At 33.4% G+C, this 22,243-nt stretch carries 41 protein-coding genes, 1 tRNA gene and 1 pseudogene; 25 read left to right on the plus strand and 18 right to left on the minus strand.

The genetic code is table 11. The features are described 5' to 3' along the window. Positions 1–293: 293 nt before the first annotated feature. From SIB75_RS04745 to SIB75_RS04760, 4 genes are all read left to right on the plus strand, one after another. The gene (locus tag SIB75_RS04745; protein WP_413684417.1) at positions 294–419 is read left to right on the plus strand and encodes a hypothetical protein; all 126 of its coding nucleotides are present in this window, start codon (positions 294–296) and stop codon (positions 417–419) included. Between the two features lie 583 nt (positions 420–1,002). After that, positions 1,003–1,431, plus strand: a complete 429-nt coding sequence (locus tag SIB75_RS04750) for a hypothetical protein (RefSeq protein WP_413684419.1) — start codon at positions 1,003–1,005, stop codon at positions 1,429–1,431. A gap of 1,277 nt (positions 1,432–2,708) precedes the next feature. Then, positions 2,709–2,891 (plus strand): hypothetical protein, encoded by a 183-nt coding sequence (locus SIB75_RS04755; RefSeq protein WP_413684421.1) that lies wholly within the window; start codon positions 2,709–2,711, stop codon positions 2,889–2,891. Positions 2,892–3,108: 217 nt separating this feature from the next. Continuing rightward, positions 3,109–3,660 carry a hypothetical protein gene (locus SIB75_RS04760; RefSeq protein ID WP_413684423.1) on the plus strand — a complete coding sequence of 184 codons (552 nt, stop codon included), beginning with the start codon at positions 3,109–3,111 and terminating at the stop codon, positions 3,658–3,660. A gap of 218 nt (positions 3,661–3,878) precedes the next feature. Here SIB75_RS04760 and SIB75_RS04765 read toward each other — a convergent pair whose 3' ends face one another. Next, complete coding sequence (locus tag SIB75_RS04765; protein WP_413684425.1) at positions 3,879–4,046, minus strand: hypothetical protein; 168 nt, start codon at positions 4,044–4,046, stop codon at positions 3,879–3,881. 491 nt (positions 4,047–4,537) lie between these two features. Between SIB75_RS04765 and SIB75_RS04770 the strand changes: the two genes are divergently transcribed. Both SIB75_RS04770 and SIB75_RS04775 read left to right on the plus strand, forming a co-directional pair. Then, positions 4,538–4,792, plus strand: a complete 255-nt coding sequence (locus SIB75_RS04770; protein WP_413684427.1) for a hypothetical protein — start codon at positions 4,538–4,540, stop codon at positions 4,790–4,792. Positions 4,793–5,021: 229 nt separating this feature from the next. Next, positions 5,022–5,381 carry a hypothetical protein gene (locus tag SIB75_RS04775; RefSeq protein ID WP_413684428.1) on the plus strand — a complete coding sequence of 120 codons (360 nt, stop codon included), beginning with the start codon at positions 5,022–5,024 and terminating at the stop codon, positions 5,379–5,381. An 87-nt stretch (positions 5,382–5,468) separates the two neighbouring features. Here the strand turns inward: SIB75_RS04775 and SIB75_RS04780 are convergent, their stop codons facing one another. The 4 genes from SIB75_RS04780 to SIB75_RS04795 all read right to left on the minus strand — a co-directional run bounded on the left by SIB75_RS04780 (position 5,469) and on the right by SIB75_RS04795 (position 6,881). Further along, complete coding sequence (locus SIB75_RS04780; RefSeq protein WP_413684429.1) at positions 5,469–5,801, minus strand: hypothetical protein; 333 nt, start codon at positions 5,799–5,801, stop codon at positions 5,469–5,471. Then, positions 5,802–6,095, minus strand: a complete 294-nt coding sequence (locus tag SIB75_RS04785) for a hypothetical protein (RefSeq protein WP_413684430.1) — start codon at positions 6,093–6,095, stop codon at positions 5,802–5,804. Between the two features lie 176 nt (positions 6,096–6,271). Beyond that, entirely contained in the window at positions 6,272–6,481 is a 210-nt protein-coding gene (locus SIB75_RS04790) for a hypothetical protein (RefSeq protein ID WP_413684431.1), read from the minus strand. Positions 6,482–6,647: 166 nt separating this feature from the next. Beyond that, positions 6,648–6,881 carry a hypothetical protein gene (locus tag SIB75_RS04795; RefSeq protein ID WP_413684432.1) on the minus strand — a complete coding sequence of 78 codons (234 nt, stop codon included), beginning with the start codon at positions 6,879–6,881 and terminating at the stop codon, positions 6,648–6,650. A gap of 708 nt (positions 6,882–7,589) precedes the next feature. Here SIB75_RS04795 and SIB75_RS04800 point away from each other — a divergent pair. From SIB75_RS04800 to SIB75_RS04840, 9 genes are all read left to right on the plus strand, one after another. Then, positions 7,590–7,880, plus strand: a complete 291-nt coding sequence (locus SIB75_RS04800; protein ID WP_413684434.1) for a cytochrome oxidase — start codon at positions 7,590–7,592, stop codon at positions 7,878–7,880. Between the two features lie 160 nt (positions 7,881–8,040). Continuing rightward, positions 8,041–8,214, plus strand: a complete 174-nt coding sequence (locus SIB75_RS04805) for a hypothetical protein (protein ID WP_413684436.1) — start codon at positions 8,041–8,043, stop codon at positions 8,212–8,214. A gap of 170 nt (positions 8,215–8,384) precedes the next feature. Next, positions 8,385–8,546 carry a hypothetical protein gene (locus tag SIB75_RS04810; RefSeq protein WP_413684437.1) on the plus strand — a complete coding sequence of 54 codons (162 nt, stop codon included), beginning with the start codon at positions 8,385–8,387 and terminating at the stop codon, positions 8,544–8,546. Positions 8,547–8,705: 159 nt separating this feature from the next. Beyond that, positions 8,706–8,915, plus strand: coding sequence for a hypothetical protein (locus SIB75_RS04815; protein WP_413684438.1), 210 nt, complete (start codon positions 8,706–8,708; stop codon positions 8,913–8,915). A gap of 286 nt (positions 8,916–9,201) precedes the next feature. Next, positions 9,202–9,531: a hypothetical protein gene (locus tag SIB75_RS04820; protein ID WP_413684440.1), complete on the plus strand. Its 330-nt coding sequence runs from the start codon at positions 9,202–9,204 to the stop codon at positions 9,529–9,531. Between the two features lie 143 nt (positions 9,532–9,674). Then, a complete protein-coding gene (locus tag SIB75_RS04825; RefSeq protein ID WP_413684441.1) occupies positions 9,675–9,971 on the plus strand; it encodes a DUF3303 domain-containing protein in 297 nt (98 codons plus the stop codon). A 543-nt stretch (positions 9,972–10,514) separates the two neighbouring features. After that, on the plus strand, positions 10,515–10,712 hold the full coding sequence (locus SIB75_RS04830; protein ID WP_413684442.1) for a hypothetical protein: 198 nt from the start codon (positions 10,515–10,517) through the stop codon (positions 10,710–10,712). A gap of 312 nt (positions 10,713–11,024) precedes the next feature. After that, positions 11,025–11,342 carry a hypothetical protein gene (locus tag SIB75_RS04835; protein WP_413684444.1) on the plus strand — a complete coding sequence of 106 codons (318 nt, stop codon included), beginning with the start codon at positions 11,025–11,027 and terminating at the stop codon, positions 11,340–11,342. A gap of 382 nt (positions 11,343–11,724) precedes the next feature. After that, entirely contained in the window at positions 11,725–11,907 is a 183-nt protein-coding gene (locus SIB75_RS04840) for a hypothetical protein (RefSeq protein ID WP_413684445.1), read from the plus strand. A gap of 642 nt (positions 11,908–12,549) precedes the next feature. On the opposite strand, the gene SIB75_RS04845 is transcribed toward SIB75_RS04840, so the two are convergent. Further along, a complete protein-coding gene (locus SIB75_RS04845) occupies positions 12,550–12,723 on the minus strand; it encodes a hypothetical protein (protein ID WP_413684446.1) in 174 nt (57 codons plus the stop codon). Positions 12,724–12,850: 127 nt separating this feature from the next. Then, a pseudogene (locus SIB75_RS04850) lies at positions 12,851–12,977 on the minus strand (Photosystem I reaction center subunit IX). A 209-nt stretch (positions 12,978–13,186) separates the two neighbouring features. Here SIB75_RS04850 and SIB75_RS04855 point away from each other — a divergent pair. The 3 genes from SIB75_RS04855 to SIB75_RS04865 all read left to right on the plus strand — a co-directional run bounded on the left by SIB75_RS04855 (position 13,187) and on the right by SIB75_RS04865 (position 14,804). Beyond that, positions 13,187–13,702 (plus strand): hypothetical protein, encoded by a 516-nt coding sequence (locus SIB75_RS04855; RefSeq protein ID WP_413684447.1) that lies wholly within the window; start codon positions 13,187–13,189, stop codon positions 13,700–13,702. Positions 13,703–13,859: 157 nt separating this feature from the next. After that, the gene (locus SIB75_RS04860) at positions 13,860–14,042 is read left to right on the plus strand and encodes a hypothetical protein (protein ID WP_413684449.1); all 183 of its coding nucleotides are present in this window, start codon (positions 13,860–13,862) and stop codon (positions 14,040–14,042) included. 429 nt (positions 14,043–14,471) lie between these two features. Next, positions 14,472–14,804, plus strand: coding sequence for a hypothetical protein (locus SIB75_RS04865; protein ID WP_413684450.1), 333 nt, complete (start codon positions 14,472–14,474; stop codon positions 14,802–14,804). A gap of 149 nt (positions 14,805–14,953) precedes the next feature. On the opposite strand, the gene SIB75_RS04870 is transcribed toward SIB75_RS04865, so the two are convergent. Further along, on the minus strand, positions 14,954–15,142 hold the full coding sequence (locus tag SIB75_RS04870) for a hypothetical protein (protein WP_413684452.1): 189 nt from the start codon (positions 15,140–15,142) through the stop codon (positions 14,954–14,956). A 251-nt stretch (positions 15,143–15,393) separates the two neighbouring features. On the opposite strand from SIB75_RS04870, the gene SIB75_RS04875 reads away from it, so the two are divergent. Continuing rightward, positions 15,394–15,534 (plus strand): hypothetical protein, encoded by a 141-nt coding sequence (locus SIB75_RS04875; RefSeq protein ID WP_413684454.1) that lies wholly within the window; start codon positions 15,394–15,396, stop codon positions 15,532–15,534. Between the two features lie 14 nt (positions 15,535–15,548). Here SIB75_RS04875 and SIB75_RS04880 read toward each other — a convergent pair whose 3' ends face one another. Continuing rightward, positions 15,549–15,716 (minus strand): hypothetical protein, encoded by a 168-nt coding sequence (locus SIB75_RS04880; protein ID WP_413684456.1) that lies wholly within the window; start codon positions 15,714–15,716, stop codon positions 15,549–15,551. Between the two features lie 159 nt (positions 15,717–15,875). On the opposite strand from SIB75_RS04880, the gene SIB75_RS04885 reads away from it, so the two are divergent. Genes SIB75_RS04885 through SIB75_RS04895 form a run of 3 tightly spaced genes read left to right on the plus strand, consistent with a single transcriptional unit; the run spans position 15,876 to position 16,816 of the window. Next, positions 15,876–16,340: a hypothetical protein gene (locus SIB75_RS04885; RefSeq protein WP_413684458.1), complete on the plus strand. Its 465-nt coding sequence runs from the start codon at positions 15,876–15,878 to the stop codon at positions 16,338–16,340. 58 nt (positions 16,341–16,398) lie between these two features. Then, positions 16,399–16,554: a hypothetical protein gene (locus SIB75_RS04890; RefSeq protein WP_413684459.1), complete on the plus strand. Its 156-nt coding sequence runs from the start codon at positions 16,399–16,401 to the stop codon at positions 16,552–16,554. A gap of 10 nt (positions 16,555–16,564) precedes the next feature. Then, positions 16,565–16,816: a hypothetical protein gene (locus SIB75_RS04895; protein ID WP_413684460.1), complete on the plus strand. Its 252-nt coding sequence runs from the start codon at positions 16,565–16,567 to the stop codon at positions 16,814–16,816. Positions 16,817–17,264: 448 nt separating this feature from the next. On the opposite strand, the gene SIB75_RS04900 is transcribed toward SIB75_RS04895, so the two are convergent. Continuing rightward, positions 17,265–17,477, minus strand: a complete 213-nt coding sequence (locus SIB75_RS04900) for a hypothetical protein (protein WP_413684462.1) — start codon at positions 17,475–17,477, stop codon at positions 17,265–17,267. A gap of 194 nt (positions 17,478–17,671) precedes the next feature. On the opposite strand from SIB75_RS04900, the gene SIB75_RS04905 reads away from it, so the two are divergent. Then, on the plus strand, positions 17,672–17,806 hold the full coding sequence (locus SIB75_RS04905; RefSeq protein ID WP_413684463.1) for a hypothetical protein: 135 nt from the start codon (positions 17,672–17,674) through the stop codon (positions 17,804–17,806). A 94-nt stretch (positions 17,807–17,900) separates the two neighbouring features. Continuing rightward, on the plus strand, positions 17,901–18,146 hold the full coding sequence (locus tag SIB75_RS04910) for a hypothetical protein (RefSeq protein WP_413684464.1): 246 nt from the start codon (positions 17,901–17,903) through the stop codon (positions 18,144–18,146). 108 nt (positions 18,147–18,254) lie between these two features. Here SIB75_RS04910 and SIB75_RS04915 read toward each other — a convergent pair whose 3' ends face one another. Both SIB75_RS04915 and SIB75_RS04920 read right to left on the minus strand, forming a co-directional pair. Further along, entirely contained in the window at positions 18,255–18,422 is a 168-nt protein-coding gene (locus SIB75_RS04915) for a hypothetical protein (protein ID WP_413684465.1), read from the minus strand. Then, positions 18,422–18,556: a hypothetical protein gene (locus SIB75_RS04920; protein WP_413684467.1), complete on the minus strand. Its 135-nt coding sequence runs from the start codon at positions 18,554–18,556 to the stop codon at positions 18,422–18,424. Before SIB75_RS04920 ends, SIB75_RS04915 begins: the two co-directional genes overlap by 1 nt. A gap of 14 nt (positions 18,557–18,570) precedes the next feature. On the opposite strand from SIB75_RS04920, the gene SIB75_RS04925 reads away from it, so the two are divergent. Then, on the plus strand, positions 18,571–18,705 hold the full coding sequence (locus SIB75_RS04925; RefSeq protein ID WP_413684468.1) for a hypothetical protein: 135 nt from the start codon (positions 18,571–18,573) through the stop codon (positions 18,703–18,705). A 171-nt stretch (positions 18,706–18,876) separates the two neighbouring features. Here SIB75_RS04925 and SIB75_RS04930 read toward each other — a convergent pair whose 3' ends face one another. The 6 genes from SIB75_RS04930 to SIB75_RS04955 all read right to left on the minus strand — a co-directional run bounded on the left by SIB75_RS04930 (position 18,877) and on the right by SIB75_RS04955 (position 22,219). Further along, on the minus strand, positions 18,877–20,571 hold the full coding sequence (locus tag SIB75_RS04930) for a protein adenylyltransferase SelO (RefSeq protein WP_413684470.1): 1,695 nt from the start codon (positions 20,569–20,571) through the stop codon (positions 18,877–18,879). Between the two features lie 212 nt (positions 20,572–20,783). After that, positions 20,784–21,035, minus strand: coding sequence for a hypothetical protein (locus SIB75_RS04935; protein ID WP_413684471.1), 252 nt, complete (start codon positions 21,033–21,035; stop codon positions 20,784–20,786). Positions 21,036–21,042: 7 nt separating this feature from the next. After that, positions 21,043–21,327 carry a DUF3764 family protein gene (locus SIB75_RS04940; protein ID WP_413684472.1) on the minus strand — a complete coding sequence of 95 codons (285 nt, stop codon included), beginning with the start codon at positions 21,325–21,327 and terminating at the stop codon, positions 21,043–21,045. Positions 21,328–21,468: 141 nt separating this feature from the next. Further along, entirely contained in the window at positions 21,469–21,813 is a 345-nt protein-coding gene (locus SIB75_RS04945; RefSeq protein ID WP_413684474.1) for a hypothetical protein, read from the minus strand. 106 nt (positions 21,814–21,919) lie between these two features. Then, positions 21,920–21,991, minus strand: a tRNA-Gly gene (locus SIB75_RS04950). A 63-nt stretch (positions 21,992–22,054) separates the two neighbouring features. Further along, positions 22,055–22,219 (minus strand): hypothetical protein, encoded by a 165-nt coding sequence (locus SIB75_RS04955; protein ID WP_219045946.1) that lies wholly within the window; start codon positions 22,217–22,219, stop codon positions 22,055–22,057. Positions 22,220–22,243: the final 24 nt, after the last annotated feature.

Here is a 22,243-nt window from a genome sequence, read left to right on the forward strand (position 1 = left end):
TGTCGTTATAACGTGCACAACTAGAGTAGTTTTATGCCTTTCATTTCCCGTTTTCTTAACAAAAAGATCTCTAGCTTAATTAGTAAATTTAATGTTCCAACTAAAGTTGTTGAACAGTTTGAAAACGACTACCCAATTGAGGGCATGGGGGATCATCATAGGTTCTTGCTTTAAGCAATTGCTGTAGGGAGCAGAATTGAGCAGGATTAGAAAGTGATTTAAGATTCATCCTAGTGGGCACAACTGGTCTTTAAGTCATTAAAAATACAACAGTAAAACAATATAATGGGTTTATGAATTACAACTGGAAAGATCTTTTGGTAGACGCTGCGATTTTCGCTGTTGTTCTAGGTCTATTGGCCCTGATCGTTGGATCATTTCCTGCAACCTTCAGTAAATTTATTCCGTTTCTTAAATAGGCATGGATATCAATTATCACTTGATTATTCATATTGTTCTTCTATTAGGGGCACTTCCTTTTGTCTTGATCTCAAGGAAATTTAAAAAAGAATGATTCCAATGCTCGCCTCCTCTACACAATCGAACGTACTTACCTATATTTGTGGCGGTGGCTTCGTTTTATTAGGAATTTTTATTTGGCGGATTAGTCACGATCTTTTTTTCAAAAAAACCAATAATTAGAAATGGGAACAAGGATAAAGATGAATGAGCCGGAATTTCTAAATTTAAACCTGGAGATATGTTCTTGTTGGAATATATGAGATTGCGAAAGTTCTCTCATTTGTTGGAGGTGCAAAAGACCCAGATTCCCCAACACTTTTTCAGATCGCAATTTTTATTCAGGTGAAATTAAATTTGTACATGGTGAGGAAGTGAAACAAATTCTGTCTAAGAGTGAATAATGTCTAAAAATAATGGTTGAAGAACCCTTTATCAAATGCCCCTAAATAAACCTATTCCTGATTCTGTAATTAATTATTGGAAAAATTTAATCAATGACTTTCGGTCAAAATTCAGTAATCCTAAAGAAGCGAACTAGTTATGGATCCAATACAAGTCTTAGGTCAAAAGGATCTTAGGAGAGAGGTTCAACTCAAAGATGAAAATACTGCAGGTCAGTTGTTAGTTAAAAATACACATGCAGGTGAACGGTATATAAGAGGAATGTCTAATACTGCTAAAAAGCACTTCATTAATAGGAAGGATTGTCCCGTTAAAAATCATTTTATGGGTCTTCCTAAATGGAGCCGAGAAGATGCTGTAAAAGCTTTTGATACTTACCTTTGGTCTCAACATCAAAAAGATGCAATAGAGAAACCCCTTAAGGACTGGTTTAATGCAAGAGTCAAGGAGCTTATGGCGGGACATAATTTAGACCTTATTGATGATATTGATTGTGTAAAAGATAATGATGATTCTCATGGCTTCACTTTGAAAAATTATATTGAATATTTAGCAAAAGAAATCTAGAGAGGACAATGCCTGCGAATTGTTGAGGGATTCTTATCTATTGGTAATGATTTTTGGAGTACCTTTTTTTACTAGTTTTTTACAACTACGCTGAAGTTATTGAGATTCTTAATTCATAACTTTAACTAATTCTCGAAACCCCACCTTTGAACTGTCACGTACCTGGGTATTTGTTCCTAATTTTATAGTATCTTTTCAAACTCACCTGCGAGTACAAGGTCAAATGGCTCAACGAATTAACGTTGCATTAAATTCAATCCCATCCGGATGCAGAGATCTAGCAGAATTTGCTCTCTTCTGTGGTGTTGGTTTTACTTTTGGGAGCTTAGGGCTCATATGACTTCAATCAATAAGGTAATATCTCAATTAAATGCCAAAAAAATATATTACTAATTTTGTAGTCGGAAAACTGACTACTTTTAACTGATTTCTTTTTACATGACGCTGGGTTAACAGTTCTGCATATCCATAAGAATAATTTATTACACGGTTAGCCCTACCCAGACCGAACATCACTTAATTAGCATCCTTCTTAAATTTGTTTTGTGAGAGAACCAATATGCGTTTCTCTTTAAACAATTTCTCCCCAACAGATTGACTGCTGCAACCTATAAAAAAACTGCATTGAAAGTTTTAGTCCTTTGGAACCTTCCTGCCTTACTTCTTTTGGCAGGTGCATTCCAATTCGGATCTTCAGTAATTCTATAGGTCAAAAAAATGGATATGAACCCTTTCAAGCCGTTAATTCAAAATTTAGATGAATTTTGTAGGAAAATTCTTTCAATTAAGCAACCAATAAACAAATTTTGTTCAAAACTCAGCTTAACCAAAGCCACTGCATGATTTTCGTAGGTTAGGATTTTTCACAAAAACCAATGGAATTAAAAGATTTTAACAATCATGGTTTGGATGGCATCGGGATTCATTGGATGCAGTACCTTTCAATGACTTTAATTTCTTTACTGATATTTTTCATTGGACTAAATAAAGCTGTTCCTGGCTTCCACGATTTTGTTTTATCTCTCTTATTCAAACTTCAGTGCAGTGGTTTTAATTGCAACGGTGTAAAAATTTATTAGTCATTGCTTTTTACAGATAATGGAAGTAGCAGATAAAGTTGGATATTTATAAAGTTAATCAGATAAACCTCTGGGCGCATATTGATTCAATTTTGCCCCCCCTTGATAAATGTATGTGCTAGTTCTTTCTTTATTTTTGATTTGCAGTATACGAATTAATTTGGTTTGAGATATGAACTCTCAAACTGTTATTGCTTTATGAAACGCTCATTATTTGTCGCAATATGTTTGTTTCTTTTCCCTTCCTTGATTGCTGATGCTTTTGATGAAATCGATGCCAAAACACAATGTGATAAATGGGTTAACGAAGGAGGATCTTATCTCATTTGGGAAATGGCTGGAAACACATTGATGGCGGCATGCACAGGAAATGGAAAATAAAAAGAGGTGCCAAAAGAGTTTGTCAAATGGATCAATCAAGCCATCAATTTATTGGATTAGAGTAACAAGTCAGAAATGGAAAAGTTCTTGCAAGAAATGAGATGCTTGGGAGGAGGCATCAATTAATAATTAAGAGGACTTTTCTCTTTAAGCCATAGATCATTTTTTATTTATTAGATTAAAATCATGAATCTAATAGAAGAAGAGTTTCACCTAGATGACTGAACAAATCGAAGTGTTTGGACAATTTGATGTCAGGAGAAACGATGACACTACTGAAAGCAAGTCGGGACTTTCTGATCAGATGTCAATTGATAAGGCGCGAATAACAAATACATTTGGCGGAGATCAATTAAATGCTGCTTTGGACGCAGTAAATAATAAAAAAACGTATGTCAGAGGTTATGAGAATCAAGCTAAAAAGTTTTATATCAGTAGAAAAGACTGTCCAGTGAGAAATTTTTGTGATGACCTGGCAGGACCAAATAAAAGAGCAGAAGCAATACAAATGTTTGATGCATTGTTTTGGGGGTCATGGATTGCTTGTGATGAGATGCCAGAGCAAGCAAAAGAATGGCTAGATACGAGAGTTGAAGATTATAAAAATGGAACCAAGATGGACTTTATATGTGATTGCCGAAAATTTAGAGGTAATGATGCTGACAAGACTCAGGCGAGCGAGATGACTAGGGCAGAATATCCTTTTGATTGTCATGGTTATACCCTAAAAAAATATATTGAGGAAGAAGCCAAGCAATTAGATAATTGATATTCAATTACTTTTTAAAGACCTCAATTTTTTATAACTTTATTTACTTTTCGTGATTTAAATAATCGCCTAAATGCTCTTTTATATCTTTTTATATTCTAATCAAATATATTTCCTCACAACTCTTTTCTTGTTTTCATATCACATGATCGCAGCTAGTAATGCTTTCTCCTAGATCATTCGGAGAAAAGTCTCCAATCTTACTTAATGTGAGTTCCTTAAGAAAACCACATTCCACCATTCTTGCTTGCTTCCAAGAAACACTTGTTTTGCTTCTCAATATCATCCTCGCGCAACTCAACTGAATGATTATTGAGGGACTTTTCTGTTACAGGCCATAGCTTTGATAGTAATGATCTTGTTCTTGCTCTAGCAAATGAAACCATCGATCAATAGTCCTAAAGATTAGTGGCAACTGTTTAGCTCCCATACTTTTTATAGCTTTAAAAAAGAGATTACCTATTACATATGTCTTGAGATAAAGATCAGCTTTAGCACTTTTACTTTGTTTCAGTTCTTGATTTATGGAGAATTGAATTTGTACTAGATCAAAATTAAGGTTCTGAGTATTTATTGATTATTGTTTTTAGTCCATCAGCAGATGTAAAACCAACAAAATGAATTAAGTTTTTTTACCCACGTTCTCAAATAAGTGAAGAGTACCACTATTGCTTTCTCTAAATGTTTCACTGGCATTGAAATAATTTGTGGTTTCACCTCTTTAGTTCGTAATTTTTTTTTATTTTTTACGTAACTTTGCTTAGAGCATGAAGATGAGTTGAGCAAGATCAGCTAGAAAGGGTCTATGAAATTCTTTTTACCTATTTATCAAGACCTTAATGATTACTTTGCCGTAAGAACTAAGACTTTATCCCGTATGGCTATAGCTGACATTATGGATAACAATATGCTAATAAGATGGTACAGCAAAATTTTTGATAGCTATTTACTCGTAAAAGACTTGAAGGGGTTTGGGTATTTTGAATCTGATTATTCACATGGTTATGTACAAGCAACCTTTCGATTTAACAAGATTGCATTGGAGGTAATACGCTTTCAATTAGAACTTCGAGGGCTTAATAAAAGAAACACCAGAGAGATTTCGATTATTGAGGAGGCTATAAAAATTTAAATTATTCCTCACCTAGATACTTTTGAAAGACTAAAGAAACACATACTAGATTGTCTTTTTTTTACACGTGCATTTTTCTTCTTGCTAGTAATTCATAGGTGAAGAAAAAATGAATCAAATTTACTCAACTCGTAACAAGATTAAAGCTATTCCTGTTGAGGGATTCAAAGCGAATGAATGAATTTAAAAATTGCCATCTAATATTGAAGAGCGATAAGTTCCTTCCTTTGTGATTGACACTAACGATTTAGAAGTAAAGTTAAAACTTTGTACAAGTTTTATAGTTAAAGAAGTTATAGCATTAGATCCGCTAGCAAGAAGACAATGGCTTTTTACTTACAAAGGAATTATTCAATACGCAGATTCTCACGGAAGCGAGCTTACTAAAGAACAGATAGTTGGAGCAGATATTTATAGAGACCTTGTTAAGCAAGTTGAAGAATTAATTCAAGAAGAGGATTTTGAAGGGCAAAATTACAACGCTTATAAAAGCCGTGATCCAGGTTATGAAACTATTTACAAAAAACGTCTAAAACAAATACGAGAAGATTTTCCAATACCAGATCAATTTATTGATAGGACTTCTTAAAACCTCGAAAGTTAGAAAAATAAAACTGGGGCTTTTAGTCCCTTCCTAGGTGACTCTTTTATTGATTCTTGGATTTATGCATTGATTTCAACCTTTCAACCAGAGAACCAGAGTACCTCCTTGTCCTCTAGCTGAAAGCCAATCCCCATTGTTTTCTAATGCTATAAGGTTGAAAAACAACTCTTCCTTTGCTTTAGCTCCTATGAGAGATCTTTTTAGCAAAATATTTGAACGAAGTTTTAGTTCAATTAGATTAATGAAGAAAGCTAATAAAGGTTGATTCCCTCTTAAATAACCAGACCCTGAAAACTCTATGGTTAAAAGTCCAAATCGTATGGATGTGATAACAGAAAATTTAGGTGAATTATTAGTAGAGATTTCTTTTTGGAACTCTATATTTGCAGAGAAGACTCTAAGCAATTAACTGAAAACATGATCTTCTTCGTCCTTATCTTTTTTCCATACTGATACAAACTTCCAATTTCCAATAAGCGATTCAAATTGAATTCCACTGCCTTGATCCTTTGCAAGTTTTTCTAGATTTAGAAGCTTTTCTTTGTCTGGGAGTTTAATAGAAGTATTTCTCAATAATTCTTCTTTATTTGATCTTCGAAAAAGAGGAGAGTTTTTATTTCCACCTTGAAGCAAAAACAGAACTGGTATTATTGTAATTACTAATGCCGAATCAATTAATAGGAATTTAGCTATATTCATTACACAGAACTGCAAAGAAGATCATTTTTAAAATTATTCCTTTATGTACCTATTATAACTTTTATATAATTTATGGAAATACGACTTAACAGTAAATACTCAATAATATAGCTCAAGCTTTTTATTTTTAATAAACTCAAAAAAGCAAAAAGATTATCTCAAGTTGATTTTGAAAGTTATTTCTTCTGAATTCTTCCTCTTTCAAATTTCTTATAAAGCACATAACCAATAAGTAGTAGAACAATTAAAGAGAAATTCTGATTAAAGATTCCAACTATTAGATAGGCATATACAGGAATTAACAAGAATCTTTTGACAGAGAGCTTCTCTTCAGCGGTTAGATCTTTCCAATCAAGGTATCTTTTCCATTGGAAAACTCTTTTCATCTCTCTTCTCTTAGGAGCTTGTGAGTTTAGAAATCTATTGAATAAGATTTTAAGATCATCTGAGATATTCATAACCGCACCATATCATTTCCCTATACTTATACTATTTGTATAACAATTTTAATTGAATGTAAATGATTAATTAGATCAATACTAAGATCCTAAATTATTTTTGAATACTAAGTTTTTTCCAAATGGCCACAGATTCATTTATTAAATCAGTTGCCTTTTCCTCTCCTAGAGACGTATGAAAATCTCTCATTAGTTGAACGTATCGAAGCCTGAGTTCTCCCATTTTTATCTCTCGATCTAGATCATTTGAAAAAGTTTTACTTTTGTAGGGTGCATGAGAGAAATTGAGAGTGGTTTTGTGGTTAGTACTCATGGGAAATGATTTCATTAAATTCTAGTGAGAAGATTAAGGATGGTATAGATTTCATCCTTAATCTTCTTATTGGTGTGAGCACCAACTTTATTGTGACTTGACTTTTTTAGTAGTGCGATTGGATTTTGTTCGGTTTTGATAACTATGATCTTTCTATTGGCTACAAATTAACTCTCAACTCTTTCTCGGTTCATTGTAATAAGCCTTATTCCCTTTGTTCCCAACTTGTTTAGCTAATACTGTCTAGCAAATGACTGTGGAATGTTGTCCCTACGTTTTTGAAAATAAGGATATTGTTTAAATTATTTTCTTAATTCCTGTTGAGAGATCTGATTAAACAAAAGACAGAATTAGGTGTTAAGACGCACTTGTTTGCGAACGCTAATGACGCATTAATTGTTTAACTCTTTTTTTATTATGCCATCACGAGTACTAGATGATTTTATTGATGATTGTTTCCTTAGTGGAGATGATATTTGCAAATTTCAAATTTATAGATCAAGGAAGTATGAAAATAAAGTCAACCCAATTGCCTCTCAGTTAATAGCGACTAAGCAAAAGAGTAGTTTAAATAAGACCATTATTAAATCTGATTAAAATCCAAACTTCTACCTTTTCCGTTGCACGTTATCATCACAACAGTTTTTGATCATTATTAGCATAAAATGGATTATCGCAAGAGTTACATGTAAAATAAAAAATATGGTATGTAATTCTTAAAAAATGCCATTAAAGAAAAAGCCAGCACAAGTTCCGTGGGAGCTAAATGTTGGAGACGATAATTATCTAAAAGAACCTTGGATCCTTAAGAAAGGCAAAGAGTTTATTACGATAGAGACAAATAATAATACTAAAGGAAATTTTTATCTTCAAAAAGATAACGAAAAACGTTTATCCTTAAGCGCTTTGCAGACTAAATTGACATATCATCAACTCATTGAATTTGGTTATAAGCTTCAAAAACCAAAGAAGAAGAGACTTAAGCCTCAATCGATTCCTGAGGAATCAGATTGAGACAATTTTATTTTTTCTCAGTTATATATTTTGAATACTCAATTAGATTAATTATGAATTAAAAGTACTCTGAATGAACACTTGTCAAAGTGTCTTTAGTACTCTTGCAAATACATATAGCTAGCTTTTAGTGATAATAGATTGTCTATGGGTTATTAAAATGGATACCTCAAAAGTAATTATTACTAATCAAAAAAGATTAGCAATGCAATACTCTTTTGAAAATGAGGTTGGTCTATCTTCTTATGACCTAGCCTTGATTTCATTCAATAAAATCACTAGGAAGAGAAAATCATATATTAAAGACTCTTTAAATACCACTTTTCTAATTTAAGTTGGTGTTCAATACGTCTATTTTTTTGTGAGGGTATGTAGGAATAAATTTATTAATTAGTCATTTAATAAAAGTATAGATATCACTACCTTATTTGACTCAATAAGGTAGTTATTATTTCTAATGAAAAATAAATGTTTTTTAATCTTTATTTAACTACATAAAAATTAATGAAAGAAAAACTCAGACAATGGTTCTCTGCTAATTTAAATGCAAGTAAAGCTGAAAAATACAATGGTTGGTTTGCCATGATTGGAATCATTTCAGGCATCGAAGCATATGCAATTACTGGTAAGATCATTCCTGGTTTTTCTAGATTTAGTAAATGCTGAGGCAAGGAAGCTGTGTTCATAATACTCACGCATTAAGACGGATTTACAGATACCAGCAACTTCCATTAGATCAGATATGGGAGTACTACTATCACTAAAACTTTCAAAAGCCTATGCGTATTATCTAGGTTCACTTGTAAACTTTCAAATGTCATAACAATGAGAAATCAACCTTTATCAACCCAAAGTAAGCAAAATGATGATTGTAGGATTAGGTATCAAGCAGAGTTACAAAGAAAATTTGTTGATCTGCAATTTAAGAGAAGTGAATTAGAAGAACAGTTGAAAGAAATTAATGATGTTCTTTTTTCTTTGGGTAGAGAAATGGAGCAAGACTTAGCATATGATCATTTTATTAGTGATTCTTAAAATCAGGAGATATTGCCAATAGTCTTATTGTATTTAGACAGGGGTTTTTATCTTTTAATCAAAACACCTACTTGAATGTTGTGAATAAACATTGGAATTAACCTAGTGTGTGTCAAAGCTCAACAGTTTAAGAAAAGATAATTTATGTATATTTACTATAAGATGTAGATGCTTTTTATTATTAGTTGGCTTTATTAGAAATCAGTATCAAAAAACCTGCTAAATAATGATAACTCTAAGGAATTATGTAAAACAGGTATTGCTCGTTTGTGGAATAATTTTTCTAATGTTTTTTTCTTATTCTTTTAACTTGTATGCAGATGATATTGAATGGATAGAAGTGTCTAAGTCAGCCAATGAATTTATATTTATAGATCCTAATTCAATTAATTACGACAATAGAGGATTCCTTTCTGTTATGACTAAATACTCTGAAGTTAATCCTGAAGATCAAAATATTATAAACACTGCTTCCTATTTAATGGCTATTGATTGTGACAATAGATTATTTAGTAAACTCCCAGTAAATGGAGAGATTAAACAAGTTAAGAATTGGGAAAACCCTATTAATGATAAGTTGATTAAAAAAACTATTATGAATAGTTGCTCTTATTAATTAGTGGCTATTGAAAAACTATTATTTAATTTTTCCACGTCAGACCTAACTTTTACCACTGTAAAGTTGTAGAAAGTTAATATTTAATTGTATTTTTGACTACTCTAAGCAAAGTAGTTATGTTTGTTAGTTTTACCTAGGTTATGCAGCGTTATCTTATCTCTTATGAATTTAATGATGGAGAAGATCAAGAGAGAGGTGGACATATGTTAGTTGAATGGTACGAATCAGGAGGAGTCGAGAATAGACCAGAAACCTATGAGGTTTGTTCATGGGTGTTTATGATTCAAAATGGTGTTGGTCACTGTGTCGTTAAAGCTGATTCGTTAGAAACGATATGGAAACTTTGGCATCCTTGGAGGAAATTAATGGATATAACTATCCAACCATGTTTAGATCTAGAAGAAACAATCTCATTGATTAAACAAGCTAGGCCATAGCACATTTCCTAGCTAATGGAAATAAAATCATACTTAAAACATTTGATCTCTTCACTTTTTATTGGGTGTACTTCTTCTAGACCTTTTTAGTTTTCTCAGTGGAGACTACGCTCCATATGTTTCATCAGAAACATAGTTCTTAGTTAGAGGCTTTGATGATGTCATTGCAGTAATAAATTTAGGTATTGGCTTTTTATTGAAAATTTCGAGCTCTATAAGAGATTTAGAATTTGCTTGAAAAGTTTTTATAGCGAGTTATTTTAATGACTTGTTTGTTAATTCTTACCGTATTCAACACAATAAATTAGGAATTATTGTTGAGACTGGTCCATCGATTCCTTTTTGGATTGTTTTTATCGCATATTCAGTTTTGCGTTCAAAGGGATTGTTGAAAGGTACTAAATGTTAATCAAATCAAGTCCAGACTGGCGTAATGATTTAAATACATCATGGAAAATGTCAAAAGAGACTAATAATTTTTACTAAGCAAGCAATCATTGATTACAATGCTCTTATAAGCTCTGCCTTAATTGAAGAGGATTTATGCTTACTACTTTATTTGCTGGTGCATTCCCTTGGCTATGGCTTGCCGGAACTGATTTTGGAATTAATCATTTCACTACTGATCTGATACTTGTTGTTTCATTTGCAGTTTTGACAGCACTCCCGATGTACTTCCTTAGGCCAACAATTAAAAAGTGGGAACAGGCTGGAGTAAAGAGCTCTCTTTTTAAAAAATAGACTTTAAAAATCTGACACACAATTTCACTAGGGGCGCTAGGCAGCCTTCTCTTTAGTGATTCTTACGGATTGATTATTTATAAACTTTGGATTTAATAGATACAACTCATAAAGCTTTATGGTCATTATTTCTTTATTGAAAAAAAAGATTACCAAAATAAAGAACAGGTTTGATGTTCAGAAAGTTCCAATCATGTTGCAGAAAAATTTGGAAACGATGGCTTATTTGAAAAAGATTTAAAACGAAAAAATAAAAGTATAAGCCAGATTTATTACTAAGAAAGTAGTATAGATATAATTAAGACTTCCGTTATGACTGCTACTGCCGCTCCAACAGTAAAAGATCAGGAACTAATTTCATCTGGTTTGGTTGAATCAGCAAGTGTGAATTCATTTGCTGATTTCATTCCTTCAAAACTGAATAAACATCAAGTAATTGCTGAACAAGAAAACAATGCGTTTATAAATATTTTTATTTGCCATTTGATCTTTTATGCAGTTTTTTGCATTTCTATTGTTATGCACATACTCATTGATCTTGGCCTTGGAACTTTTGTTAAAAAGACTTTTAATCAATTAATTGAATTAACAAAGAATAATTTTGTTGAGAAAAATCCTGCTTTTGCTTAATCGACGTTGAAGTAATAAAAAAATTATGCGCGACAGTTAATTCGAGGTGTGTTTTTAGATTTTTGTCTTACTATTTGATGCCATAAGAGATTTGCTTCTTTTGCTAAATCCATATATTCATTTCTGCCTTCAGCATTCTTCATCTTCAATAACGTGAATGCGTATTTATAGGTGAGTTTTTTGGTCATAACATTAAATCGATCCATAAAATGATCTATCAAACATTAGGAATCCTTTGTATTTAATGTAACATTATGAACTTTTTCCTTTGTAAAACCAGTTATTGCTCTTTATGAGGATGGGAATTTTCTTTTATCTTTAAGATTTGAGGAATTTTGCAATGGAAACGTCATGATTGAATTGGTTGAACTTTTACAAAAATATGGGAGAAGCTAAAAGAAGGAAAGAACAGGGGTTGCCTCCTAAGGCAATAAAAAAAGAAAAGAAGGACGATAGTCCTAGTATCCTTCAAAAACTTCGTAGTAATCAAATACTGCCACTAGTTCTAGCTCTAGGGTTTGTGATTTTTTTGATTGTTGATTTGGTTAGGTATTACAACCAATAAAAACTGAATTCAACTTATTTATTACAGGGTTTTGCTTATGACTGATAGAGTTGAAAAATGATTTTGTTGATTAAAATTCTTAAAGTTGATAATCCAACAAGCCAAATTCCGTTCTACTAAAATCTTAAAATAGACTTAATTTCTTATGGGAGATAAGAAGAAAAAGAAGAAGTGCAAAAAGAAGAAGTGTTCTGCTTGGAAGGGTGGTAAATGTATCTGTCATGGTCAATAAAAATAAAAATATATAAACGTCTCATTAGTCGATAGGCATTTTTTTATTTAAAACCTTTCAATTAGCAATGTATCCTCTGTTTGCCCTGCCTATAAAGAACCACATTAGATGAATTCGGTTTTTATGTTGAGTATTACTGTTGGCTGGATTGTTCAATCTTGGTTACCCGAATTCCTTCTTTACACAAGTTTAGCCATTAATCAATGACTTAATCCAAAAGCCAAAAAATTGGTCTTATTGGAACCATTTTATCTATTTCACTGATTACTCAAGAGATTCAGGAACTGGCAAATTTGTTCGCTTTGCAATTGCTGCCTTGCTTTTTGTACCTATTGGCTTTCATCTTTACATGACTACTATTTAGAGATCCGACCTACTCATAATATTTTCAGTAGGCGAAAGACCCTTTTTTATTGGTTCTTCAATCTAGTGGTAAAAGCATCTCCTTTAACAAAAATCTTTTTTCTATTGATACCTGCTGGTAATGCAAAAATCAGTGCTACCGAAAGGAAAACAATTAAATCCAATGGAAACCTTCCAATCCCCCACTCTGAGAAAGCTAGAGCTAATGTCGTGAGTAGCATTTATTTTTTTTAAGGCAGCAAGAATCTATATGAGATGATTATATTTGTAATATTGTCTTAGCAAAAATTATTGATGTTGTTTTAGAGCTAATGGGAGTTTGAGCATTTTCACTCTCTGCTAAATACGTCAAGTCACAGGCGTTAATAAGTGGTCAGGAAATAGTTTTTATTCCTATAAGGATGACTGCTGTACTGGAAAGCCATAGTGTTGCTAGAATATATGAGGATCTAAACCGTTTTGTACTGAAGATTATTAAACATTGATAATTAAATAGGATGCATTTAGTGAACCTTATAACGTCGACATAGGTCTTTTTCTCTGAGTTTTTTAAACCCTCCTGTTGAATTGTGAGAGAGTACAATCATTACTTTGATATTTTCATGAGCTTTTATTGGTCGATTGAATAAGTTTCTGTAATATAAAAAATATCTAAAAAGATCGTGACTTCGACTCATATATTAAATGTCAAAACTGTTAATTACACCTCTACTAATAGTAGGATTACTATCTCCCATCGCTACAAAGGCAGAAACTTATAATGCTCTATGTGATGTTAGTCAATCAACTTCTAGTGATGACGATGCGAGTATTAAGGTTTCTAATTGTCAAATAATTTTTTCAGAAGAGGGGTTCACAGGGCCAAGCGATTTTATCCCTAAAGATAATACTTCACAGTGGTATTCACTTCGACAAGAAGATAATCTTATCCTTGGTGTGGCTGGCGCGGCTGGCGGTTCTTATTTTGGAGTAGTTACAGGCGCTTCGGTATGTTTTGCAAGTGGAGGAATTCTGTGTATCCCCGCTCTGCTTGGAGGAGTATATGGAGGAGCACGTTTAGGATCTCAAGTAGGCAAAGGAAAAAATTTCTTATTCTCAGTCATTGGTCAAAACTCTAAAGGAAGTACGGTTGCTCAGAGTTTTAGATTGGTTAATAGGAAAACTTCTAAAAAAATAAAAAAAGAATTATATAAAATTTAGTGGTCTAAAAATGGGTCAAGTCAAAATCATTAAAAATTAAAAGCATCATTATTACACTTTAAATAGGTAAATAAATTGGTATTAAAATTCGTTAGGGCTATTAAAAGATTGTATTTATATTTAAGCTCATTACATTAAATAATAAGTTATGAAGCTCATGAGTAAGAAAAAGAAGGCAAAAAAAGCTACCCCCCTAAAAGTCCAAAAAATTCAAAAAGTTCTTAAACAACAACAACCCGAAAAAAACAATACTCTTATTTTTGGTGGAGTATTACTTGCAATGAGTTCTATAGGACTTTTGATTTTTGTACTCAGCGATAAGGTGTTTCACTTAAGTTGATACTAAAGCTTCTATTAATAATCACTCCTTCGATGAAAGAAACCGAACCATGTAAACCGAATGTTAATTGCTCACGGTTTTGCTTCTTTTACTAGATGATTAGATGTGTTTTTGAATTAAAATGACTTATTTAAATAGAATTTCTTTAGAAGAAATTTTAGAAGAAGATATTTTCTACAATTATGACGAATATTCAAATCTTTTAGAAGATTCAGAGTGGTAATGAAAACCACTGAATTACTTTTGATATTTTTCTCATTATCATTTTCATTCTTAGGTATCTCTTTGCTTGTTTTTTATTAGAGGCTTTTTTACCTTCTGCTTGTTCAATTGACTTAATATTGAATTAATTACTTATGTTCACTAGATCTAAATAGTGCTTTTATAGTAATTAAGAAATTACAATCTTACTTTCCAAAATTTTACCTAATGGAAGATCAAATTATTGCTGCCGAAAATGCTAAATCTATTTCAGCCGAAATATGCCAATGGTCAGGAGCTGTGTTTGGTATTTTGCTTGGGCTAGGTTTCTTCTTGGCTGAAGTTCAAAAGAATGACTTGAAATCTCTACCTTGGTGGAAGCCAATTTCTGCCCTTGTGGCTGGAGCAGCGTTATCAGCACATGGTAGCAATGTTATTAATAATAAAAGGACAGCAGAATTAACTGCTTTGTTGGTGAGATCAACTAATAGCGCATCTGAGTTGCCAATGACGCAGTCATCGGAATATTCTGACCTTTTGGAAGATTCTGACAACAAATAATTCTATTTAATACTTATTTAACATTATCGTCGCCCATTGCTCTTAGTCCTTTCTCCATTCCTTAAATAGCAAGAAAAGAGAAACCTAAAAATGTCATTGTTAATGACGAAAATATAAAAATCAGTTCAGTGTATTTCATTTGAGACACTCTAGAAATTTACTCTTTGTGGTTGAGCTTGATAAGAACATATACCAAATTGCAAACACTCCATTTCTTCATCGTTGTTTGATCGATGCTTTGAAAAACTGAGTCTTTCAGATAGTTGACTAAGAACAAGTCGAGCGGCATTTTCTGCAGCCTCTGTAGTTAATTGAGCAAACCGATTTCCGTAGGACATAGGAGGTCGAAGATCCACATTCTATTTCTACTCCTATGGGGCTGAAGATAACTAGAGAATAAACACTTAAGTATTTATTCTGTTCAATGATTGAAAGTTAGTCTCTGAAGATTTGTACATTTTGAGAAACTTATTTCACTAGAAATTCTGTGAAGATTTTAAGTGTGGCGTACGAAAATTTAATAGTTTTAGAGATTGGTTTTTTTTAGATTATTAGGTTTAATAGAGAAAAATTAAGTGAAACTTGATTGATGAGTGGTGATAACCTTCTTTCTGATTTGCCAGTGAAATTTTATTCTGATGAAATGACTGAAACCAAAAAGATCTTTTATCTAGAACGAAAATTTCAAGAATTAGATGATTTTATTGAAAATATTCCTGAAGTGGCATAATACTGAAATTATTTTCATCCAAAATACAACTCTTCTGGTCTTGGTGATTGGGCTTGCACAGTACAAATTCCAAACTGTAAGCATTCTTGGTCCTCATCTTTTCGCTGTTTTTCAGTTTGAATATTAGTGCAGAATAATTTTTGGATGTTTTGAATTAAAGGTTTGAATGGATTAAAGGACATAATTCAGCTCCCTAAATAACCTATTATTTTTCTACTCTATTCAGGCGGCAAAAACTAGAGAGTAAACCCCAAAGTATTTATACGCCTTTACAGGGTGTGAAGAGCCCGTTTTAAGTATTAAATGATGTGCCTAGATTTAATAATATCTAAAGTTACCGAATGATCAAAACAATAATAAGAGCAATGTATTCTGCTTTTATTTCTATTGTCTTAATCTCAATTATTCTGGCTGGCTGGACTAGTTTTGCTTTTATTTCCCAATCCACAAAATCAGGTGAAATAATTAATGTGATACAAGATATGTATGAAAGTCAAAAGTCAGTAATCATAGACGTTGTTGATCTTTCGAAATTACTAATAAAGGATACAAGTGAAAAAATTGCTATTGAAGATAATAATCTTTTAACAGAATCAGAATTTCTGACAGATCAAGAAGACAAGTCTTTATTTGATAAGCCGTCAATTCTAGAAGACAATGGTGATAATCCTCTAGGGATAGTTATTGAACCATCCTTGCCTGAAGTAAGCGAAGAAGATTTGCCTGAAATTAGTGTAGAACCATTAGATAGTGATCAGAGTGAGGTTTCTATGAATGAAATGGAAATAGGAATGGACATGAATTAAGTCAGTTAAACGAACTTTATTAAAAGGCTTTAATATTGCTTTGATTCCAATTTCTCTTATGAATAAAATTCTACCTTTAGTCTTTGCCTTTTCTTTTTCGGCAGCTCCTGTTATGGCATGGGGCGAAGGTGGATGCTCCTTATCTAATAAGAACAAAGCAAGTCAAGATGAGACGGTTGAACAAGTTGATAGTTCCGATTCTACCGATAGGTAAATTCAAGAGAATGAATAACTCATTGCTAATTCGAATTCTTTCTTTCTCTCTTGGTCTCCTTCTGATTCTTGCTCCTGCGGCTGTTGATGCAGATGAAATAGATTCATCGCATATAGAATCAGACCCTACTGAAACCGTTCAAGCTCCTAGGCAAATGACAGAAAAACAAATGAATGATCTTTTTGGCGAAGATCCCTATTTAGGCCAAACTTCTTATCTTCAGTCTCCGGATGGATTTAGTCTAAGAAAAAAATCGAAATAATGGAACTTTATTATCGAGAAAAGTCAAAGTAAAGCGTGGTGAAAAAGTTGCCTCTTATTAATAAAACAATGTCTTTCAAGATAAGGACTAGTTGATCCTTAGACAATTGTCTCTAGGTATTGAATTGGTTTTCCTTGCCTGTATAAATACTTGAGTGTTCCTCCCCATAGATTTCTTAAACCAATATGAGTAGAAATTAAGCAGGTTGTTTAGATGTCTAACCATGCCATTCTCAAAGCAATTATTTCGAAAATTTTCTGGGGTTTCCATTCAAGGAAATGAAATGTCTGATTTGTTTTCTAATTACAAGCCAAAATATGATGATGATGTGATGGAGTGCTTGCAATTTGGCATCTGTTCTACACGTACTGCCCCCCCAAGAGAAATACCCTATTTTCACTTTTGAAAAACAACTTTGCTTATATAACTTTTAACTATTTACTAGTAGTTAATTAGCTAAGATTAGCCAGCGTAAAATTATTAAAATCAAAACAGTCGTAACTAAAGGGAATGCTGGGTAACGAGTTTTGAAATTAGCAGGAGGCCAGGGAGACCAGGATATAAGTCTTCCTTTGGGCTCTTTAATTACCTCTTTTTTTTCTGAAGTCTTTGACGTCTTTGGGATAAATCCAAGTTTTATGTTTTTCTTTGCTTCTGTCATAATTATTCCTTTGAATAAAATATTAAAAGGTCAATCTGCAGAGTGTGACTTTGAGGGCAATTATATTGATTTTATTTTTTGTTTTTTGTAAGATGATTTTTACACACACATATCCAGAAATTTAATAGCATTCTAATACTTGTTTTTGTGCACTTTTCACTAAAGAAGCCTTAGCTCTAAGAATCTCTCGTGCAATGTTCAATGAGAGAAAAAGTATTGAGAGCTTTAATGCTTATCAATGTATCCGAAGTTATCTAGTTGACTTGTCAATGCAAGAGTTGATAGAACTCGCGAAAGACTATGGAATCGAAGTGGGTAAAGCTTCCTAGTTGAATAAAAAATTGGAGGTTAACCCTACACGCAGTTGATATCTTCCCTTTTCAGAATGTTTGAGTGATAAATCAGTAACCTAGATCTTGTTAAATGAGTAGGCATAACGTTCGGGTAAGAGCTAGATTCCCGCATGGATTCATGAAGAATGGAGCTAAAAGAAATGTAGACGATCGATCTGAAAAACTTCATATGTTCACCAAAATTGTCATGGAAAAGCAGGCTTTGAGAGAGAGCTTTATTAAGTTGATGAATGATGCTGAAAGAGCCGTTGGTAGGAAAGAAGCTGTTTACCTTTTTAGAGATGCTGAAATTATTTGGCAAAAAATTAATAGTTGAGATTTTCTCTTTTTTACTTTCGGGAGTACAATAATTTTTACAATTCGATGGTATTAAAAAACGAAAATTCTAAATCACACAAGTTAGTATTTAAAGTTTTAACTCCAGTTATAGATCTTCATTATATTCAGTCATCAAATCAATTAGGTCATCAACTATCTCATCTTCATCTTGTCCAATGATAGTTTGTGTCCCAAGGTCAAAGGTGGACTTTAAATCAGAAAGTAATTCTCTATCTTCTTTGTTTAGAGGATTTATTTTATCGAAGTTTTGCATTATTTATAATCAGAAGGATCAAAGTTGATTTCAAGTTGATTAATGTTATTAGAAATTTGATTTAGCCCCCACAACTCTCCTCTATCGGAAGCTTCAACTATTGATTCGTAGAATTCAGGAATATGTGATGACATGGTTTTAGATGGATATGGGTGAGATGCCCGCAGAAAGTTGGTGGAAGTTAATCACTCCAAAAGAAATGAGAGCGGGAATGAACCAACTAAATGGAAGAAAAATTCTGATTTTAGATTTTGTATCTTCGGACATGGTTCAAATTCAATAACTCAATAATGCGTCAAATATTCCTTTTTCGAGAGAATGATTGGTTCGGTTACCTATATAAAAAAGTCATCCAAAGAATCTTTTTATGTTTGTTGTTCCTATTAAAGATAATTAGACTTTATTTTTAAATTCTATAGATCTAACTTCGTAGGTTTTAAATTCTGGTGTTAATTCATGAGGAACAGCTGTAATGGGAAATCCCACCGGCTCCAAAGAATTTCTTGGGCTTGAGTCTGTCGTATTTTTTCTGTACCTCTAATGATTGTTCCTCGTAAGGTTTCTCTAAAACAGCTTGTAGTTCCATTATGAGACTATAGTCGCCTTCCTCTGCCATTTCGTATGCTGGTGTGATGAGCCATTCCCGCCATGTGTATTTTGGATTAATACGTTTCATTTTTGCTGATATTTCATTTTGATCACCTTTGTTAATTACGTGGTCCCGCCATCTTTGTAGCCAACTGATCCATTTGGTCTCAATCTCTTCTGAAATTGGTAGATAGAAACTATCTTTTAAGTTTTTAAGTTCTTTTGGGATACTTGAAAGTTTTCGGAAAAAGATTGTGTAGTCGACCTTTGTGTGAACCATGAGCTGTAGCATTTCATTTACTAGAGGTGCGTCATAGGTGACTAAGCCTAGTTTCTTTGTCCACATGTTCTCCATTTTCTTATTCATTACTGAAGTAAATCCATCGCGGATGCTATCTAGCCTGTCCAGTGCCTTTGCGTTGCCGGTAAGCAGAGGTCGAATCGCCCCCCAAAACATTTGATAATTTGCTTCGGCAGCAACTTGTTGGTTAAAGAACGCAAAGTGTTCACCACCTCCTGTCCAAGGTTGGAAACTGGGATCGAATAGTTCGCAAAAACCAAATGGACCGTAATCGAGTGTGAAACCTCCTGCAGCGCAGTTGTCACTGTTGAAATTACCTTGGCAGTAGCCAATCCGCATCCAATTAGCTACTAATGATGTGAGTCGTTCTCGGAATGAATTTGCGAGCCCAACGACTTGGTCGCCAAAGCTAAGGGTCGGATCAATTTCCTCCTTGTAATTTCTTACGATTAAGTGCTTCACAATCATCTCGAGCTCTTTCATTGCATCTTGATGCTCATTGTTGCGTACTCGACGTGCAAAGAGTTCTATCTGACCTACCCGTAAAAATGATGGCGCGACTCGTGTTGAGATTGCAGCTGGTGTTTCTACCAATATGTCTGGATCGATTGAATTGGAGTCTTTTGTATACCAAGGCCTGCGGACTGTCTCGGATTTAGAGACATATAGTGTGAGAGATCGTGATGTTGGTACTCCGAGTGATTGCATATATTCCTGCGCTAAAAACTCACGAACACTTGAACGAAGCACTGCTCGTCCATCAGCTCCTCTGCAGTATGGTGTTGGCCCTCCTCCTTTTAGTTGCATTTCCCATCTTTTGTCATTAAAAAGACCTTCAAATATAGAAATAGCTCTCCCATCTCCATAGCCGTTACCTGTCCCAAACGGACACTGCTGAGTATATTCAGTTCCATAGATAGATAGTGCGTAACCAGTAGCCCAACCAAATGGTCGCATCGGTGTTGTCGCAACACTTATGTCGCCGGAGAATAGACGACGAAAAAGCTCATCTAGAGCAAGTTCCTGACTCAAGCCTAACTCGTTAAATAATATTTTACTGTGAGCGATATATTCTGGCTTTGGAATTGCTGTTGGAGTGACAGGTACATAGTGACCAGAAAAGACCTCTCTTGTTAGGTGGTCGTCACCATCATCTGTTGCCTGAGGATCAGGTTCGAGAGAATCCAAGAATGAGTAGTCAGCTTGTTTTGCAAACTCAGAGAAAGTTCTAGTTGTCTGCATAGCTTTAGTATTGCTCATTTAGATCTTTTTGTAGTTGGTTAAGTCTTTAATTTGATGATTCTTTCTTTTCTATTTCTAGCATAGATTCGAAGCTTTAATGTTCTTAAAATCTGTTTTGTACTAGCCGATAAGTCTAAAAAATGGAGAGTAAAATATTTTAGATTCAGTTGTATCTTTGGGAAAGTTTCAAGACATAAAACTACTGGGCTAATTCAATTCCATATAAAAAGTTAATTCGTATCAGCTACATTTTTAAAGAACTCACAATAAACCATTAAATCCGACTCTTTTTCTGTTTTGAGATTTAGGTCTGAAATTGCTTTTGCAGTTTCAATTCTGTAAGCATACCAATCAAGGCAAAGATTTCTTTGTCTTTGTGTCTCAGAGATTACATTTGGTTTTAAGGAACTGACTCGAGAAGTGTTCTTTGTACAGCCACTTATAAATACAGCAAATACAACAAGAGAAAGAAAGTGTTTCATCTTTTAATTAACTTCGTAAGTAACTGGTGATGACGGTTGAATCATAAATGTGTCCAGCTTCCTCAATTAAAGGTCTTACTTCAGGATTGGAAAACATTGCGATTGATTTACCTTCTTCAGCTTGCTCTATAAAAACGGCACTACTTGGATCCTCTTTATTTATCCCTCTATAAAGACAAACAATTTTTTCTTTATTCATAAGTTGTTTGTTTTCTTCACTGTCATATACCTCTGCCCATTGTTCAAACGGAACAGAAATTTTAAAGCTGAATACGGTTGTTTCTAGAGCCACTGATTTGATTAGATGATTCTGAACCAAAAAGAGCATTGCAGATTTTTATATAAAATTCTGTCTCATTAATCATATCTTCAACCTCTCCTAACACAATTATGATTTTTTACTGTCATCACTATTAATTTTCTAAATGACTGATTATCTAAAAAGACCTCCTTTTTTCTTTGGAGTCTTTGCCTGAAGCTGTTCTTCTACGACTAATCTTGCTTTCTTATGAGCAATTTTAGATTCAACCATTGTTATGATTGATATCAAAAATAAGCCTCCTATTCCAATTAATTGTTCGGCTTTTGTTGGCTCTGTATCACCATTTAAGATTGCCCCTAGAACGAACCAAGCTGTAGCTGCTCCTCCAGTTGCAAAGTAAGGAATCCAGCGACGTTGGTAAAGGTATCCAGCACCTAAGCCAGGAAGGAAATTTAATGTTGTAGCAACCCATCCACTGGATGCAGCAAGAATTTGTTCCTTAGAGGGGTTATCCATGTAAATCTCTAAAATCAAATTATGTCGATATCAATTGTTTTCTGTGGACTGAACTTGCTGTTGTGAGTTACACCACACAATTAGAATTTAGTTTCGATTTTTTTCAAGCGGATGACCAGACTCGAACTGGCGACATTCAGCTTGGGAAGCTGACGTTCTACCACTGAACTACACCCGCAGATCTTTAAGTTAGCGAAGTTAAATGCCTACCCTATCTTTAGACACTTTCTGAAATGAGAGTCTAATCAGTTCTTTTAATGCCCATATTTCTGTTTTTGCAGTCTTTTTCTATTTCTTTTTTGATCATCTCATAAAGCGCTAATTCTTCTGGATCTTCAGAACCAAGTCCATACCCCATCGTTGCAGCAATATAAATTTTGTGTTGTCTATGAGAACTCAGACTCATTAGCTTTTAAACATTGATCAACGT

Origin of the sequence: Prochlorococcus sp. MIT 1011 (assembly GCF_047305235.1) — a bacterium.
Lineage (GTDB): Bacteria > Cyanobacteriota > Cyanobacteriia > PCC-6307 > Cyanobiaceae > Prochlorococcus_B.